The sequence below is a fragment of the Streptomyces sp. NPDC000594 genome (assembly GCF_040299965.1).
GTDB lineage: Bacteria > Actinomycetota > Actinomycetes > Streptomycetales > Streptomycetaceae > Streptomyces.
Genome location: NZ_JBEPCY010000019.1, coordinates 83,983 through 100,053, shown reverse-complemented (window position 1 = coordinate 100,053; position 16,071 = coordinate 83,983). Strand labels below are relative to the sequence as shown.

Genomic DNA, 16,071 nt, shown 5'->3' with positions numbered 1-16,071 from the left:
TGACCTCAGCGACCCCGGCGTCCCCGGTGACCTCGGTGACTCCGGCCGCACGGAACCCGGCGCCACCCCCGACGGCATGAACGGCAGCGCGACCGGCGACCCCGTATCCCAAGGAAGCGAGCCCCGATGAGTCACCCAGAGGACCGTCCCGACCGCCCCTTCACCACCCTGTGGCACCTCCTCGACCACCACGCCGCCGAGCGCCCCACCGCCCCCGCCCTGCACGCGCCCGGCGCCGAACCCCTCGGCTACGCCGCCCTGCGGGACCGGGTCGCCGAGGCGGGCCGCACCCTCGCCGACCTCGGCGTCGGAGGCGGCCACCGGGTCGGCATCGTGCTCCCCAACGGGCCCTGCCTCGCGCTCGCCTTCCTCGCCGTCGCCACCCATGCCTGTGCCGCGCCCCTCAACCCCGCCTACAAGGAGCGCGAGTTCGACTTCTACCTCGGCGACATGGGCGCCGACGCCCTGCTGGTGGAGGCGGGCAGCGACTCGCCCGCCGTCGCCGTGGCCCGCGCCCGGGGCATCCGGATCGTCGAACTCGTCCCCGACACCACCGGTTCTGCGGGCGCCTTCACCCTGCGCGCCGCCGACGGCCAGCCGGCACGTCCCGCCGTACGGGCCACCCCCGCAGGTCCCGCCGATACCGCCCTCATCCTGCACACCTCCGGCACCACCTCCCGCCCCAAGCTGGTCCCGCTCACCCACACCAACCTCTGCGCGGCGGCGGGCAACACCCGGGCCGCCTTCGCCCTCGGTGAGACCGACCGCTGCCTCAATGTGATGCCGCTCTTCCACGCCCACGGGCTCACCAGCACCCTGCTGGCCACCCTGGCCGGCGGTGGCTCCCTCGTCTGCACACCCGGCTTCTCCGCGAGCGGCTTCTTCGACTGGCTCACCGGCTTCCGGCCCACCTGGTACACGGCCGTCCCCACCATGCACCAGACCCTGCTGGCCGTCGCCGACGAGCACAAGGAGGCGCTGGCCGCCGCCCCGCTGCGGTTCATCCGCTCCGCCTCCGCCCCCCTGCCAGGACCAGTCCTCACCGCCCTGGAGGAGGTGTTCGGCGCGCCGGTGATCGAGGCGTACGGGATGACCGAGGCGGGCTCCCTCGTCACCAGCAACCCGCTCCCGCCCGGGGTGCGCAAACTCCGCTCCGTCGGCGTCCCGGTCGGCGGCCCCGTCGCCGTGCTGGACAAGGCCGGACGCCGGCTCGGGCCCGGTGAGTCCGGCGAGATCGCCATCCGGGGCACCAATGTCACCGCCGGGTACGAGAACAACCCCGAGGCCAACGGGATCGCCCGCACCGACGACGGCTGGTTCCGCACCGGCGACGAGGGCCGGCTCGACGAGGACGGCTATCTGTATGTCGTCGGGCGCAGCAAGGAGATCATCAACCGGGGCGGCTCCAAGGTCTCCCCGGCCGAGGTGGACGATGTGCTCTCCGGCCATCCGGCGGTCCAGCTGGCCGTCGCCTTCGGGGTGCCGCACGCCACCCTCGGCGAGGATGTGTCCGTCGCGATCGTGCCCCGGCCCGGCGCCACCGTCACCGAGCACGAGATCCGGGCGTACGCGGCGGAACACCTCGCTGACCACAAGGTCCCCAGCCGGGTCCATCTGGTCGCCGATGTCCCCAAGAGCCCGGCGGGCAAGGTGCAGCGGCTGAAACTCGCCGAACTCCTGCCCACCGCCGCACCCACTCCCGCGCCCACCGCCGCCACGGCGGGCCCCGGCCCCCGGGGCCCCCTGGAGCGCCGGATCGCCGCCATCTGGTCGGCGGTGCTGGAACGCCCGGGGGGCGTCGGCCCCGAGGACAACTTCTTCGACCTCGGCGGCAACTCGCTGCTGCTGGCCCGGGTCTCCGAGCGGCTGCGCCAGGAGCTGGACCGGGAGCTGCCGGTGGTCGTCCTCACCATGTACCCGACCGTCGCCGCACTGGCCGGGCATCTCTCCGGCGCGGACGGGGCGGACGGCGCGGCCCCGGGCGGCCCGGCCCCCGCCGAAGCGGCCGCCGAGGCGGCCGAGCGCCGGGCCCGGGGCAAGGACCGGATGCTCGGCCGCCGCACCCGCAGGGCCACCCGTACCGCGCCGGGCCGACCCGCCAATACCTCGACGGACACCTCGACGGACGCCTCGACCGAGGAGAAGCACTGATGGACCACCCCGACGCGTACCGCACCCCGGCGCCCCTCCCGGACGAGGAGCCCGCCCCGGAGCCCGCCGGGGCCACCGGTCTGGAGATCGCCGTCATCGGGCTCGCCTGCCGCTTCCCCGGCGCCCCGGACGCCACCGCCTTCTGGCGCAACCTCTCCACCGGCACCGAGTCCATCACCGTCTTCACCCGCGAGGAACTGGTCGCCGCCGGGGTCCCCGCCGTCCACCTCGACGACCCCGACTACGTCCCCGCCCAGGGCGTGCTCGACGGCGCCGACCTCTTCGACGCCCCCTTCTTCGGCTACAGCCCCAAGGAGGCGGATCTGCTCGACCCCCAGCAGCGGGTCCTGCTCGAATGCGCCTGGACCGCCCTGGAGGACGCCGGATACGACCCGAGGAACGCCCCGGGACCGGTCGGTGTGTACGCCGGCTCCTACTACGGCAGCTATCTCGCCCAGCTCACCGCCGGTGCCGCCGACCCTCATGACACGGCCGAGGAGTTCGCCCGCAACCTCGCCAACGAGAAGGACTACCTGGCCACCAGGATCGCGTACAAACTCGACCTCGACGGCCCCGCGCTCACCGTCCAGACGGCCTGCTCCACCTCGCTCGTCGCCGTCCATCTCGCCTGTCAGGCGCTGCTCAGCGGCGACTGCGAGATGGCCCTCGCGGGCGGCGCCACCGTCCGTGCCCGGCAGGCCGGCTATGTCCACCAGCCCGGCGGGATCTTCTCCTCCGACGGCCACTGCCGCCCCTTCGACGCCCGCGCCGAGGGCACCGTTGCCTCCAACGGCGCCGGGATCGTCGTCCTCAAGCGCCTGGAGGACGCCCTCGCCGACGGCGACCCCGTACGCGCCGTCATCAAGGGCTCCGCCGTCGGCAACGACGCCGCCCGCCGGGTCGGCTTCACCGCCCCCGGCGCCGCCGGACAGGCCCGGGTCATCGCCGCCGCCTATGAGGCGGCCGAGGTCTCCCCGGCGACCGTCTCGTACGTGGAGACCCACGGCAGTGGCACCCCCGTCGGCGACCCCATCGAGATCCAGGCGCTCACCCGGGTCTTCGCCGCCGACGGCGCCACCCCCGGAAGCTGCGCCATCGGCGCGGTCAAGAGCAATATCGGCCACACCCATGTGGCCTCCGGAATCGCCGGGTTCATCAAGACCGTGCTCGCCCTCCAGCACCGGGAGATCCCGCCCAGCCTCCACTTCGACAAGCCCAACCCGGACATCGACTTCGACGCCACCCCGTTCTTCGTCAACACCCGGCCCCGGCCCTGGGAGGCGGGGGAGGGGCCGCGCCGGGCGGGCGTCAGCTCCTTCGGGATGGGCGGCACCGACGCCCATGTCGTCCTGGAGGAAGCACCCGGCGCCGAAGGCACTCCTGCCCCGGAGCCGGTTTCGCCGGGGGAGCGCCGCCAGCTGCTCCCGCTCTCCGCCCGTACCCCCGAAGCCCTGGAGACCGCCACCGACCGGCTCGCCGGCCATCTCGCGGACCACTCCGGCACCACCCCCCTCGCCGCCACCGCCCGCACCCTCCAGACCGGCCGGCGCCCCTTCCCGTACCGCCGCTTCGTCGTCGCCCGCGACCACGGCGGGGCCGCCGAGGCGCTGCGCGACCCCCGGGCCCTGCGCGGCGGCCACCACGACGGCTCCCCGCCCGCCATCGCCTTCCTCCTCCCCGGACTCGGCGAGCAGCGCCCCGGGATGGGCCGTGAGTTGTACGACACCGAGCCGGAGTTCCGTGCCGCCGTCGACCGCTGCGCGCTCGCCCTCGTACCCCATCTCGGGATCGATCTGCGCACCCTGATGTACCCGGCCGAGGCGGCCACCGGACCGGCTTCCGGTCCGGCGTCCGGCGGTGACGGCACCCCCGATCTGCGCCGGCTCCTCGGCCGGGGACCCCGTACCGAACAGCCCGCGTCCCCGCTCGACCGCACCCTCTACGCGCAGCCCGCCACCTTCGTCGTGGAGTACGCCCTCGGCGTCCTCTGGCAGTCCTGGGGCATCCGGCCCGACGCGCTCATCGGCTACAGCATCGGCGAGTACGCGGCGGCCTGCCTCGCCGGAGTGGTCTCCCTGGACGACGCCCTGCGGCTCATAGCCCACCGCGCCCGCCTCATCGAGGAGGTGCCCGGCGGTGCGATGCTCGCCGTACCCCTCCCCGAGGAGGAGATCCGTCCGCTCCTCGGCGACGGACCCGGGGGACTCTCGTTCGCCGCCGTCAACGGCGACCGGCTCTGTGTCGTCGCGGGCGAGACCGACCGGATCGCCGCCCTGGCGGAGCGCCTCGGCGCCGACGAGGTGGCCGTCCGCAGGCTCCGCACCACCCACGCCTTCCACTCGCACATGATGGAACCCGTCGTCGCCCGCTTCACCGAACTCGTCGCCGGAGTGGAACTGTCGGCCCCCCACACCCCGTATGTCTCCAATGTCACCGGCGACTGGATCACCCCCGAGCAGGCCACCAGCCCCGCCTTCTGGGGCCGCCATCTGCGCGAGACCGTGCGGTTCGGCGACGGTGTACGGCGGCTGTGGCAGACGGACGACCGGCTGCTGCTGGAGATCGGCCCCGGGCAGTCCCTCAGCAGCCTCGCCCTCCAGGCCCGCCCCCCGGCCACCGGCCCCGACGGCCGGGAGACCGCGCGGCCCGCCGCCTATGCCTCACTCCCCGGCGAGTACGACCGCCAGAGCGAGGCCGGTTTCTTCCTCACCACCGCCGGCAAGCTCTGGGCGGCGGGGGCCGAACTCGACTGGACGGCGGTACGGGGCGGCGCGACCCCGCCGAAGGAGCCCCTGCCCACCTACCCCTTCGAACGGCGCCGCCACTGGATCGACGCCGTTCCCACCACGCCCGGCACTGCGGCAGCCACTGCGGCAGCCGCGCCCTCGCTCGCCCGCAAGGACGACATCGCCGACTGGTTCACCGTGCCGCTGTGGGAGCCCATCGCCCCCCATCCGCGCACTCCCGGTGGTGGTACGGAGCCCGCCGACTGGCTGCTCTTCGCCGACACCCAGGGCACCGGGGACACCCGGAGCACGGGCGACGCTCTCGCCGAGCGGCTGACCCGCGCCGGGCACCGGGTCACCCTGGTACGGCCCGGCACCACCTGGCACCGGGGCGAGGACGGGACGTACACGATCGCGCCCGGCTCCGACGACGACCACCGGCGGCTCGTCGCCGACCTCGACGAGCGCGACCGGCGCCCCGCCCATGTCGTCCACCTGTGGACGGTGGGTCCGCGCACCGACGCCGACACCACCCTGGAGCACGGCTTCGGCTCGCTGCTCCGGCTCAACCGGGCCACCGCGAGCCGCTGGGCGGGCGAGGCGCTGGACATCGCCGTCGTCACCAGCGACGCCCATGCCGTCCTCGGCACCGAGCGGACCGCCCCCGAGAAGGCCACCGCCACCGGGCCCTGCCTGGTCCTGCCGCTGGAACAGCCCGACACCGTCTGCCGGGGCATCGACATCTCCCTCCCTTCTGTCTCCGACGCCGCACCCGCCGCCCCCGACCTGACGGTGGACCACCTTCTGGCCGAGCTGCTCCACCCCTCCGGACACGCCCTCACCGCGCTGCGCGGCCGGGGCCGCTGGACCACCGGCCACCGGCCGCTGCGCCTCGACCCGCTCCCGGGCGGCGCCGGCGGGGCCACCGGGGACGCGCTGCCCGCGCCCGACGCCGTCTGGCTGATCACGGGCGGCTTCGGCGGCATCGGCCTCGCCCTCGCCCGCCATCTCGCGGAGCGGGGCCCCGTCCGGCTGGTGCTCGTCGGCCGCAGCCCGCTGCCGCCGCGCGACACCTGGGACGACCTCCTGGCCGGGGCCGACACGGACAGCGACAGTGACAACGGATCCGACAGCGGGTCCGGGGCGGTCGACCGGATCAGGGCCGTCCGCGCCCTCGAAGCCCTCGGCGCCGAAGTCCTCCCCGTCGCCGCCGATGTCACCGACGCCGCCCGGCTGGACGAGGCCGCCGACGAGGCGGTACGCCGCTTCGGCGCGGTCCATGCCATCGTGCACGCGGCGGGCGTCCCCGCCGCCGGGCTCGCCCAGCTCAAGGACGACGAGACCGCCCGCCGGGTCCTCGCCCCCAAGGTGCGCGGCGCACTCGCCGTCGACGCCGTCGCCCGCCGCCTCGGGACCTCCGTCACCGTCCTCTGCTCCTCCACCCTCGCCCTCACCGGCGGCCCGGGACAGATCGACTATGTCGCCGCCAACGCCTTCCTCGACGCGCTCGCCCACCACAACGACCTCACCGGCGGCCCCCGGACCGTCTCCGTCAACTGGGACGGCTGGCGCGATGTCGGCATGGCCGCCCGGCTGATCGGCACCCACCGCTCCCGCACCGGACCGGTCGACCACCCCCTCCTGGAGGCCTGCCTCAGCGACGACGAGGAACGGGCCGTGTACGCGGTCTCCCTCTCCGTCGCCGGGTCCTGGCTCATCGACGAGCACCGCATGGAGGGCAGCGCCGTCGTCCCGGGCACCGGCCATCTCGAACTGGTCCGCGCCGCCCACGCCCATCAGCGCGGCGGCCCGGGGATCGAACTCCGCGACGTCACCTTCCTGTCGCCGGTCGTCATCGGCGACGACCAGCGCCGCGAGCTGCGGATCATCCTCGACAAGGAGCCCGGCGGCGGTGACACGGCGCCCATGCGCTTCACCGTGGTCAGCCGCCCCGTCCCCGAGGACGCCACGCCCCCCGGCACCGGCACCGGCACCCGTACCGGCACCGGGAGCGGGTACGAGGAGGGCTGGCACGCCCATGTCACCGGCGAGGCCGCACCCCTCACCGACCCGCCCGCCCCCGTCCGCCACGACCTCGCCGCCCTCATCGCCGACGGAGGCCTGCGCGACCTCGGCGCCATCGAACACACCGGCCCCATGGGCTTCGGCGGCCGCTCCCGCTGCCTGCGCCGGGTCCACCTCGGCGACCACGGCGCCCTCGCCGAACTGGAACTCCCCGCCGAGTTCGCGGGCGACCTGGAGCACATCGCCCTCCACCCCTCCCTCCTCGACCTGGGCGCCGGCTTCCACGGCATGAACCTCGCCCAGGAGTTCCGTATCCCCCTCTCCTACGGGCGTCTCACCCTCCTCGCCCCGCTGACCCGCCGGATCTACAGCCACCACCGCTTCCAGGAGACCGACCGCCCCGGCAAGGAGACCTTCACCGTCGACTTCACCCTGCTGGACGAGGACGGCAACGAACTCGTCCGCGTGGAGAACTTCCTGCTCAAGCGGGTCACCCGGCTCAAGGACCGGCTGGAGTCGCTGCGGGACGGCACCTCCGCCGAGGTCGCCCCCTACCGGCCCCCGGCCCCCCGCGCCACCCCCCGTACCCAAGGCGGCGACGCGGGACTCGGCGAACACCTCGCCCAGGGCATCCGCCCCCACGAGGGCGTCGACGCCCTGCTGAGGGTCCTCGCCGCCGACCCGGGGCCCCGGATCGCCATCGTCGCCAAGGACCTCGACGCCGTCATCGCCGATATCGCCCGGGGCCGCGACCGCACCGACGAGGACGACCCGGCGACCGCCGGCGCGGACGGATCCGCGACCGGGGCGGCCCACCCCCGCCCCCGGCTCACCACCGCCTACCGGGCCCCGGGCGACCCGGTCGAGGAACGCCTCGCCGGCCTCTGGTCCGCCCTCCTCGGCGTCCAGGACATCGGCGTCCACGACGACTTCTTCGAGCTGGGCGGCCACTCCCTCCTCGGGGTGCAGCTCCTCGCCCGGGTCCGCCGTGAACTCGGCGTCGACCTGCCCCTCAACGCGCTCTTCGAGGCGCTGACCGTGGACCGGCTGGCCGACGTGGTCCGCCCGCTGCTCCCCGCCCCCGTAGCCGCAGCCGTAGCCGCCGCCGCATCCGCCCCCTGAGCCGTACCGCCCCGTACCACTGCTGAGCGACCACTGCTGAGCGCGCGCACCGCCCGTACCGCCCGTACCGCCCGTACCGAGTCAGGAGCACAGATGACACAGGCCATACGCACCGTCGGCGTCGTCGGCGCCGGAGTGATGGGCACCGGCCTCGGCCAGGCCCTCGCCCAGAGCGGCCATCAGGTGATCCTTGTCGACCGCAGCCAGGAGATCCTGGAGCGCGCCGAACGCGAGATCCTCCAGGGGCTGCGGTTCGGCCGGCTCCTCGGCGCGTCCGGCCCCGCCGAGGACCGCCGGGTGGTCGCCAAGCGCATCGCGTACACCACCGAGTACGAGGGCTTCGACACCGTCGACTTCGTCATCGAGAACGTCACCGAGGACTGGGACATCAAGCGCGGTGTGTACGAGCGGATCGACGCCGCGACGCGCCCGGAAGTCGTCTTCGCCGCCAACACCTCCGTCATCCCCATCACCCGGATCGGCGCCGCGACCGGCCGCCCCGGGCGGGTCCTCGGCATGCACTTCATGAACCCCGTACCGATGAAGCCGATGGTCGAGGTCATCCAGGGCCACCACACCACCGAGGAGACCCTGGACACCGCCCGCACGCTGCTCACCCAGATGGGCAAGGAGTGCGTCGTCGTCCAGGACTCGCCGGGCTTCGTCTCCAACCGGGTCCTGATGCTCACCGTCAACGAGGCCGTCTACCTCGTCCACGAGGGCGTCGCCACCGCCGAGGAGGTCGACCGCATCTTCAAGAGCTGCTTCGGCCACAAGATGGGCCCGCTGGAGACGGCGGACCTCATCGGGCTCGACACCATCCTCCAGTCGGTCGAGGGCCTCTACACCGCCTTCAGCGACAGCAAGTACCGGCCCTGCCCGCTGCTGGTGCGGATGGTCGACGCGGGGCTCCTCGGCCGCAAGAGCGGTGAGGGCTTCTTCAGCTACACCTCCGCCCTGTCCCCCTCCTGAACCTCTGTCCGCCCGAGCACCCGGCCCTGTGAACCCTCGCCCGACCGACGCCCCGAGAGAAACGGCCACACCATGACAGCCCAGCACACCGTCGCCGACAACAAGCCGACCATCCGGGCCTTCCTCGCCCAGTTCTTCGGCGACCACCGCCTCGCCGACGACGAGGACATCTTCGCCACCGGCTTCGTCAACTCCCTCTTCGTGATGCAGCTGGTCTCCTTCGTGGAGACCACCTACGACCTCACCGTCGAGGACGACGACCTCGAAATGGCGAACTTCAACACCGTCGCCGCCATCGACACCTTCGTCACGCGCAAGCGCTCCGCCGGCGCGGGCGACTGACCCGCACGGACCCGCCCGCGCCCGCCCGACCGCCCGGAGACCACCCCGCCCCCGAACCACCCCGCCCGGAGACCACCACCATGGCCACACGCGTACAGCTCACCCCCGGACAGGCCACCGCCCGTGCCGTGTACGAGGCGTTCGCCCGCGAGCACATCGCCCCGTACGCGGACGCCTGGGACCGCGCATCGGCACTGCCCGAGGAGTTCATCACCACCGCCGGGGCCGCCGGACACCTCGGTGGCGCGGTGCCGGCGGCCCACGGCGGCACCGGACTCGGCGCCCTGGAGTTCGGGCTGCTCAACGAGGAGTTCGGGCGCGCCTGCTCCTCCGTCCGCAGCCTGCTCACCGTCCATGGCATGGCCAGCCGGGCCATCGCCCGCTGGGGCACCCCCCACCAGCGCGACACCTGGCTGCCCCGCCTCGCCACCGGCGCCGCGATCGGCGCCTTCGCCCTCACCGAACCCGGCGCGGGCAGCGATGTGCAGGCCCTCGCCACCACCGCCCGCCGCACCGACGACGGCTTCGTCCTCGACGGCGCCAAACGGTGGATCACCTTCGGGCAGCGCGCCGACGTCCTGCTGCTCTTCGCCCGACTGGACGACCGCCCGACCGCCTTCCTCGTCCCCCGCGACGCCCCCGGGCTCACCGTCACCCCCGTCCGGGGCATCCTCGGCACCCGGGCCTCCCTCATCGCCTCCCTCGATCTGCACGACTGCCGGGTCGGCGCCGACGCCCTCCTCGGCCGCCCCGGCTTCGGCCTCGCCGCCGTCGCCGCCGACGCCCTCGAACTCGGCCGCTACAGCGTCGCCTGGGGGTGTGTCGGCCTCGCCCAGGCCTGTCTGGACGCCTCCCTCGCCCATGCCGAACGGCGCGAGACCTTCGGCACTCCGCTCCGCGACCACCAGCTCGTCCAGCGGATGCTCGCCGACATGGCCACCCAGACCAGCGCCGCCCGGCTCCTCTGCCAGCAGGCGGGCTGGCTCCGCGAGGCCGGCGACCCGCAGAGCGTCCACGCCACCTGGATGGCCAAGTACCTCTCCGCCACCGGCGCCTTCCGCAGCGCGTCCGACGCCGTGCAGATCCACGGCGCCCACGGCTGCGGCGAGGAGCACCCCGTACAGCGGTATCTCCGCGACGCCAAGGTCATGGAGATCATCGAGGGCAGCACCGAGATCCAGCAGACCACCATCGCCCAATCGGCCTACCACAGCCGGGCCGCGGACCGGGTGTCCACCGCCGCGGCGCTTGAGAACACCCCGGCCGGCGCCGGGGGGAAGGTGACAGCATGACCGGCGCGACCAGCCCCACGAAGACCGTGAAATGCGTTGTCTGGGACCTCGACCACACCGTATGGGACGGCATCCTCCTGGAGGACGGCGCGGCCGAGCTGCGCCCCGGCGTCCGCGAGGCCATCGAGGAACTCGACCGGCGCGGCATCCTCCAGTCCATCGCCAGCCGCAACGACCACGACGCGGCGGCGGCCGAACTCCGCCGCCACGGGCTCTTCGACTACTTCCTGCACCCCCGGATCGGCTGGAACGCCAAGTCCTCCTCGGTACGGGCCATCGCCGAGGCGCTCAACCTCGGCCTGGACTCCTTCGCCTTCGTGGACGACGACCCCTTCGAGCGCGGCGAGGTCGCCCACGAGATCCCCGAGGTGCTCTGCGTGGACGCGGCGGAGGCCGCCGGACTGCCCGCACGGCCCGAGTTCACCCCCCGCTTCCTCACCGACGACTCCGCCCGGCGCCGCGCCATGTACCGGGCCGACCAGGTGCGCTCCGAGGCCGAGAGCGACTACACCGGGCCCAAGGAGGAGTTCCTCGCCACCCTCGGGATGACCTTCACCATCGCCCCCGCCGGCGAGGGCGACCTCCAGCGCGCCGAGGAACTCACCGTCCGGACCAACCAGCTCAACACCACCGGCTACACCTACTCGTACGAGGAACTGGACGCCTTCCGCCGCTCGCCCGACCATGAACTCCTCGTCGCCCGGCTGGAGGACAAGCACGGCCCGTACGGCACCATCGGCCTGGTGCTGCTGGAGCGGGAGCCCGACGCCTGGCGGATCAAGCTCCTCCTCATGAGCTGCCGGGTCATGTCCCGGGGCGTTGGCGGGGTCCTCATCACCCATCTGCGGCAGAGCGCCCGCGACGCCGGGGTGCGGCTGCTCGCCGAGTTCCTCCCCAACGGCCGCAACCGCATGATGTTCGTGACCTACAAGTTCTCCGGCTTCCGTGAGATCGGCCGCGAGGGCGAGCTGGTCCGGCTGGCGGCCGACCTCGCCGATGTCCCCCCGTTCCCCGGCTATCTCACCGTCGAGCTGCCCGCCCGGGACGGCACCCGGTGAGCCCGCCCGTGAACGGGGGGTGGCTGGTCCGCCCCCGGCCCCGGCCGGAGGCCAGACTCCGGCTGATATGCGTCGCCTACGCCGGGGGCGGCAGCGCGGTCTTCACCGACTGGGCCGACGCCCTCCCCGCCGATGTGGAGGTCGCCGCCGTCCGGCTCCCCGGACGGGAGTCCCGGATCCTGCAACGGCCGTACGACGATCTCGCCGATCTCGTCCCCGACCTCGGCGACGCCCTCGCGGAGTACTGCGCCGAGCCCTATGTCCTCTTCGGGCACAGCATGGGCGCGCTCATCTCCTTCGGGCTCGCCCGGCGGATGCGCGCGACCGGGGGCCCCGGCCCCGAACATCTGATCGTCTCCGGGCGGCGGGCGCCCCACCTGCCCCATGAGCGCCCGCATATCCACGATCTGCCCGACGAGGAGTTCACCGGGGCGCTGCGGGCGATGGGCGGCACCCCCGAGGAACTGCTCTCGGACCCCCGGGTGATGCGCCTGGTCAGGCCCGGACTGCGGGCGGACTTCCGGCTCAACGACACCTATCGGTACGCGCCGGAGCCCCCGCTGGACTGCCCCGTCTCGGCCTTCGGCGGGCGTACGGACGAGCACGCGGACGAGAAGGGGGTCGCCGCCTGGGGCGAGCAGACCACCGGGCCGTTCACCGCGCGGACCCTGGAGGGCGGCCACTTCTTCCTGCACTCGGCCCGGTCCACGCTGCTGGGCGCGATCGGCGGCATCCTGGACCGTACCCCCGGCCGCGCAGCGGTATGAACCGCACCCGGGACCTCCGCGCGCCCTCCGGCACCCCGGCCCTGCTCCCGGGGCCGGGGCGCGGTGGGGCGCGCGTGCCCCTCCCCGGGAGCGACGAGGCCCATGTGTGGAGCGTCGACCTCGACCTTCCCGCCGAGGGGCTGCGCGCCCTGCGCGAACTGCTCGGCCCCGACGAGCGCGAACGGGCCCGCCGCTGTGTGCTGCCGCTCCAGCGGGACCGGTTCACCGCCGCCCGGGGCGCGCTGCGCTCGGTGCTCGCCCGCTACACCGGGACCGCGCCGGAGCGGCTGCGCTTTCTGACCAGCCCCCGGGGCCGCCCCCGGCTGGCGACACCGGTGGGCCGCCTCGGGGGTGCCGAAAGGCTCAAGGATCCGGAGGGGCCGGAGGGCCTGGAGGGTCTGGAAAGTTCGGCAGGTCTGGAGAGGTCGGAGGGTCTGACGGGGGCAGAGGGTCTGGAGGATCTGGAGGGTCTGGACTTCAGCCTCTCCCACTCCGGCGCCACCGCCCTGATCGCCGTGGCCCACCGCACCCGCGTCGGCGTCGACATCGAGGAGATCGACCCGGCCCTGGACCACCGGACCATGGCCCGCCGCTTCCTGGGCCCCGCCGAGGCCGAACTCGCCGCCGCCCTCCCCGATCCGGCGGGCCGCCGTGTCTTCTTCACCGGCTGGACCCGCCGCGAAGCCTTCGCCAAGGCGGCGGACTGTCCCATTCCGCGAACACTCCGGCTGGGTGATGCCAGGCTTCTCTGGGATCTTCACATCCGGCCCGGAACCTGTGCCGCCCTGGTCACCACCCGGCCGGTGAGCGCGCTCCGCAGCTGGACGTGGGAGGGTCCCGTCGAGCGGACACCACACGCGCATCCCCACGGAAGGTAGACCCACACGATGCCTCAGGCAGCCACGCTCTGGTGGTTTCTCACCGCCTCCCTCGCCCTGCTGATCGTCCCCGGCCCGTCGGTGCTCTATGTCACCGGCCGCACCCTCGACCAGGGCTCCCGGGCCGGGCTGCTGTCGACCGTCGGCCTCGCCCTGGGCGACCTCGTCCAGGTGCTCGCCGCCGCCGTGGGCCTCTCCGCCCTCGTCGCCTCCTCCGAGACCGCCTTCAACGTGGTCAAGTACATCGGCGCCGCCTACCTCCTCTATCTGGGTATCCGCCGGCTGCGCACCCCGGTGACCCCCATCGACCCCGAGGCGGGTCCCGCCGAACCCGCCGCCGGGGGCCGCATCCTCCTCGACGGGCTGGTGGTCAACGCCCTCAACCCCAAGAGCACCCTCTTCTTCCTCGCCTTCTTCCCCGCCTTCATCCACAGCGACCGCGGCCCCGTCTGGTCGCAGACCCTCGTCCTCGGACTTGTCTTCGTCATCGTCGGCATGCTCACCAACGGCTGCTGGGGCCTGCTGAGCATGCTCGTCCGGGGCCGTGCCCAGCAGAGCAAGGGCTTCCTGCACGCCCAGCGCTATGTGGGAGGCGGCGTCTTCCTCGCCCTCGCCGGCGCCGTCCTCGCCACCGGCAGTACGAGCCAGTAGATCCGGCGCCCCGCCGCCGGCCGAATACAGGAGATGAGTCGCGCATGACCCAGCACGCTCCCGGCACCCGGCGTATCTCCCGGACCGTCCAGTCCTGGGACAGAAAGATGTCCGCCAACGAGAACCCCTTCCCGCCCCTGCCCGGTGTGCTCGACAGCGCGACCGCCGCCGCCGCGACCCTCAACCGCTACCCCGACCCCGCCTGCCGCCATCTCACCGAGGACCTCGCGGCGTTCCTCGGCGTACCGGCGGACCACATCGCCACCGGCATCGGCTCCGTCGGCGTCACCCACCAGCTGCTCCAGGCGCTGGCCGGGCCGGGGACGGAGACGCTGTTCGCCTGGCGCTCCTTCGAGGCGTATCCGCAGCTCGCGGAGATGGTGGGCAGCACCTCCGTACCCGTGCCCCTCACCTGCGGGGCCGTGCACGATCTGACGGCCATGCTGGACGCGGTCACCGACCGCACCCGGGTGATCTTCGTCTGCAACCCCAACAACCCCACCGGCACCGTGGTCCGCCGTGCCGAGCTGGAGCGCTTCATCGACCGCTGCCCGCCGGAGGCGCTGATCGTCCTGGACGAGGCGTACCACGAGTTCGTCCGTGACGAGGAGGTCCCCGACGGGCTCGACCTCTACCGCGACCGGCCCAATGTCTGCGTCCTGCGCACCTTCTCCAAGGCGTACGGCCTCGCCGGGGTACGCGTCGGCTACGCCGTCGCCCATCCGCCGGTCGCCGCCGCCCTGCGCGCCAACGCCCTGCCCTTCGGCGTCACCCGCTTCGCCCAGGACGCGGCCATCGCCTCGCTGCGCCGTACGGAGGAGATGCGCGAACGGGTCGGCGCGCTGGTGGACGAGCGCTCCCGGGTCTACACCGCCCTCCTCCACCAGGGCTGGCCGGTGCCGCCGTCCCAGGCCAACTTCTTCTGGCTGCCGACCGGTGAGCACACCGACGCCTTCGCCGAGGCGTGCGAGCGCGAGGGCATCCTCGTCCGCCCGTTCAGCGGCGAGGGCGTCCGGGTCAGTGTGTCGACCGCGCAGGCGAACGATGTCTTCCTCCAGGTGGCCCAGGAGGTGCTCAAGTCCCTGCCGCAGCTCGGCGTCTGACACCTCTGAACACTCTCCGATCTGGTGTACGGGGTGTGCCGCCGCTGCCGCGTCGATATCAGGCCGGCGGCGCACCTACCCCGGGCCCGGTGACCGCCCCCGGCCCGGTGACCGTCCCCGGTCCGGTGCCCACCCCGGGCTCGGTGCCCAGCGCGGCGGTGAGCAGTGTCAGCACATGGTCGGCCACCGGGCGCAGCTCGACCTCGATCGCGTCGTCGGAGAGCCCGGCCAGGGTGAGTTCCTGGGTGCGCCGGAAGAGCAGCCGGTCGGCGGCGGCCAGCAGCGCGGCGGCGGCCCGGGGCGCGCCGGGGGAGTGGTGCTCCTCCGCGGCCAGCGCCCGGGCCAGCCGCTCCTCCCGCAGCTCGTGCAGCTCGCGCAGGCGGGCGCCCAGGGTGGGGCTGTCGGCGACCATCCGGGCGAACTCCGGACCGGTGAAGCCCACGATCGGCTGGTGCTCGGCGAGGGCGGTACGGATCGCGCCGGTCAGCGCGGAGAGCGGGGTCTCCCCGGCGGCGCGCCCGGTGACGGCGGCGGCCAGCCCCCCGGTGAACAGCTCATGGTGGTCGAGGGCGAGATCCTCCTTGCGCGGGAAGTAGTTGGTGACCGTCTTCTTGGCGACCCGTGCGGCGATGGCGATCTCGGCGACCGTCGTCTCCTCGAACCCCTGGAGGAGGAAGAGCCGGGTGGCGTGATCGGAGATCAGCTGCCGGGTCTCCCGCTTCTTGGACTCCCGCAGTCCCGTTGCGCGCGGCTCCGTGGCATGCGGCCCCGTCTCGTACTGCTCTGCCTCGTACCGCCCCGCCTCGTACTGCTCTGCCTCGTACCGCCCCGCCTCGTACTGCTCTGCCTGGCTGTCGACATCCATGGGCCAATCTTACACCCGTAGTAAAATTGATGTGGTTGAATGAATGAACCCTGGGTATAATTACCCTCGTAGTAAGATCACGGGTCCGATCGTGATCACAGCATGTGCCCCCTGCCGAA

11 protein-coding genes are annotated in these 16,071 nt (G+C 73.5%); 10 read left to right on the top strand and 1 reads right to left on the bottom strand.

Features of this window, described 5'->3' with window-relative positions:
- Nucleotides 1-126: 126 nt before the first annotated feature.
- The 10 genes from ABT354_RS24460 (at nucleotide 127) to ABT354_RS24415 (ending at nucleotide 15,087) form a co-directional block, all read left to right on the top strand.
- Nucleotides 127-2,151, top strand: a complete 2,025-nt coding sequence (locus ABT354_RS24460) for an AMP-binding protein (RefSeq protein ID WP_351497337.1) — start codon at nucleotides 127-129, stop codon at nucleotides 2,149-2,151.
- Nucleotides 2,151-8,024, top strand: coding sequence for a type I polyketide synthase (locus ABT354_RS24455; RefSeq protein ID WP_351497335.1), 5,874 nt, complete (start codon nucleotides 2,151-2,153; stop codon nucleotides 8,022-8,024). The genes ABT354_RS24460 and ABT354_RS24455 overlap by 1 nt, the downstream gene beginning before the upstream one ends.
- A 93-nt stretch (nucleotides 8,025-8,117) precedes the next feature.
- Nucleotides 8,118-8,996 (top strand): 3-hydroxyacyl-CoA dehydrogenase family protein, encoded by an 879-nt coding sequence (locus tag ABT354_RS24450; protein WP_351497333.1) that lies wholly within the window; start codon nucleotides 8,118-8,120, stop codon nucleotides 8,994-8,996.
- Nucleotides 8,997-9,068: 72 nt separating this feature from the next.
- The gene (locus ABT354_RS24445) at nucleotides 9,069-9,338 is read left to right on the top strand and encodes an acyl carrier protein (RefSeq protein WP_351497331.1); all 270 of its coding nucleotides are present in this window, start codon (nucleotides 9,069-9,071) and stop codon (nucleotides 9,336-9,338) included.
- An 80-nt stretch (nucleotides 9,339-9,418) separates the two neighbouring features.
- Nucleotides 9,419-10,630: an acyl-CoA dehydrogenase family protein gene (locus tag ABT354_RS24440; RefSeq protein WP_351497329.1), complete on the top strand. Its 1,212-nt coding sequence runs from the start codon at nucleotides 9,419-9,421 to the stop codon at nucleotides 10,628-10,630.
- On the top strand, nucleotides 10,627-11,688 hold the full coding sequence (locus ABT354_RS24435) for an HAD-IIIC family phosphatase (protein ID WP_351497327.1): 1,062 nt from the start codon (nucleotides 10,627-10,629) through the stop codon (nucleotides 11,686-11,688). The genes ABT354_RS24440 and ABT354_RS24435 overlap by 4 nt, the downstream gene beginning before the upstream one ends.
- A gap of 8 nt (nucleotides 11,689-11,696) precedes the next feature.
- The gene (locus ABT354_RS24430) at nucleotides 11,697-12,455 is read left to right on the top strand and encodes a thioesterase II family protein (RefSeq protein ID WP_351497325.1); all 759 of its coding nucleotides are present in this window, start codon (nucleotides 11,697-11,699) and stop codon (nucleotides 12,453-12,455) included.
- Between the two features lie 74 nt (nucleotides 12,456-12,529).
- Nucleotides 12,530-13,333 carry a 4'-phosphopantetheinyl transferase family protein gene (locus tag ABT354_RS24425; protein WP_351497323.1) on the top strand — a complete coding sequence of 268 codons (804 nt, stop codon included), beginning with the start codon at nucleotides 12,530-12,532 and terminating at the stop codon, nucleotides 13,331-13,333.
- Between the two features lie 9 nt (nucleotides 13,334-13,342).
- Nucleotides 13,343-13,984, top strand: coding sequence for a LysE family translocator (locus tag ABT354_RS24420; RefSeq protein WP_351497321.1), 642 nt, complete (start codon nucleotides 13,343-13,345; stop codon nucleotides 13,982-13,984).
- Between the two features lie 44 nt (nucleotides 13,985-14,028).
- On the top strand, nucleotides 14,029-15,087 hold the full coding sequence (locus ABT354_RS24415; protein WP_351497319.1) for a histidinol-phosphate transaminase: 1,059 nt from the start codon (nucleotides 14,029-14,031) through the stop codon (nucleotides 15,085-15,087).
- Nucleotides 15,088-15,145: 58 nt separating this feature from the next.
- Here ABT354_RS24415 and ABT354_RS24410 read toward each other — a convergent pair whose 3' ends face one another.
- Entirely contained in the window at nucleotides 15,146-15,952 is an 807-nt protein-coding gene (locus ABT354_RS24410; protein WP_351497317.1) for a TetR/AcrR family transcriptional regulator, read from the bottom strand.
- Nucleotides 15,953-16,071: the final 119 nt, after the last annotated feature.

Bases quoted from the DNA above. Each gene is read 5' to 3' on its own strand.
- ABT354_RS24460 (WP_351497337.1), top strand. From the start codon at position 127: ATGAGTCACCCAGAGGACCGTCCCGACCGCCCCTTCACCACCCTGTGG.
- ABT354_RS24455 (WP_351497335.1), top strand. From the start codon at position 2,151: ATGGACCACCCCGACGCGTACCGCACCCCGGCGCCCCTCCCGGACGAG.
- ABT354_RS24450 (WP_351497333.1), top strand. From the start codon at position 8,118: ATGACACAGGCCATACGCACCGTCGGCGTCGTCGGCGCCGGAGTGATG.
- ABT354_RS24445 (WP_351497331.1), top strand. From the start codon at position 9,069: ATGACAGCCCAGCACACCGTCGCCGACAACAAGCCGACCATCCGGGCC.
- ABT354_RS24440 (WP_351497329.1), top strand. From the start codon at position 9,419: ATGGCCACACGCGTACAGCTCACCCCCGGACAGGCCACCGCCCGTGCC.
- ABT354_RS24435 (WP_351497327.1), top strand. From the start codon at position 10,627: ATGACCGGCGCGACCAGCCCCACGAAGACCGTGAAATGCGTTGTCTGG.
- ABT354_RS24420 (WP_351497321.1), top strand. From the start codon at position 13,343: ATGCCTCAGGCAGCCACGCTCTGGTGGTTTCTCACCGCCTCCCTCGCC.
- ABT354_RS24415 (WP_351497319.1), top strand. From the start codon at position 14,029: ATGACCCAGCACGCTCCCGGCACCCGGCGTATCTCCCGGACCGTCCAG.
- ABT354_RS24410 (WP_351497317.1), bottom strand. From the start codon at position 15,952: ATGGATGTCGACAGCCAGGCAGAGCAGTACGAGGCGGGGCGGTACGAG.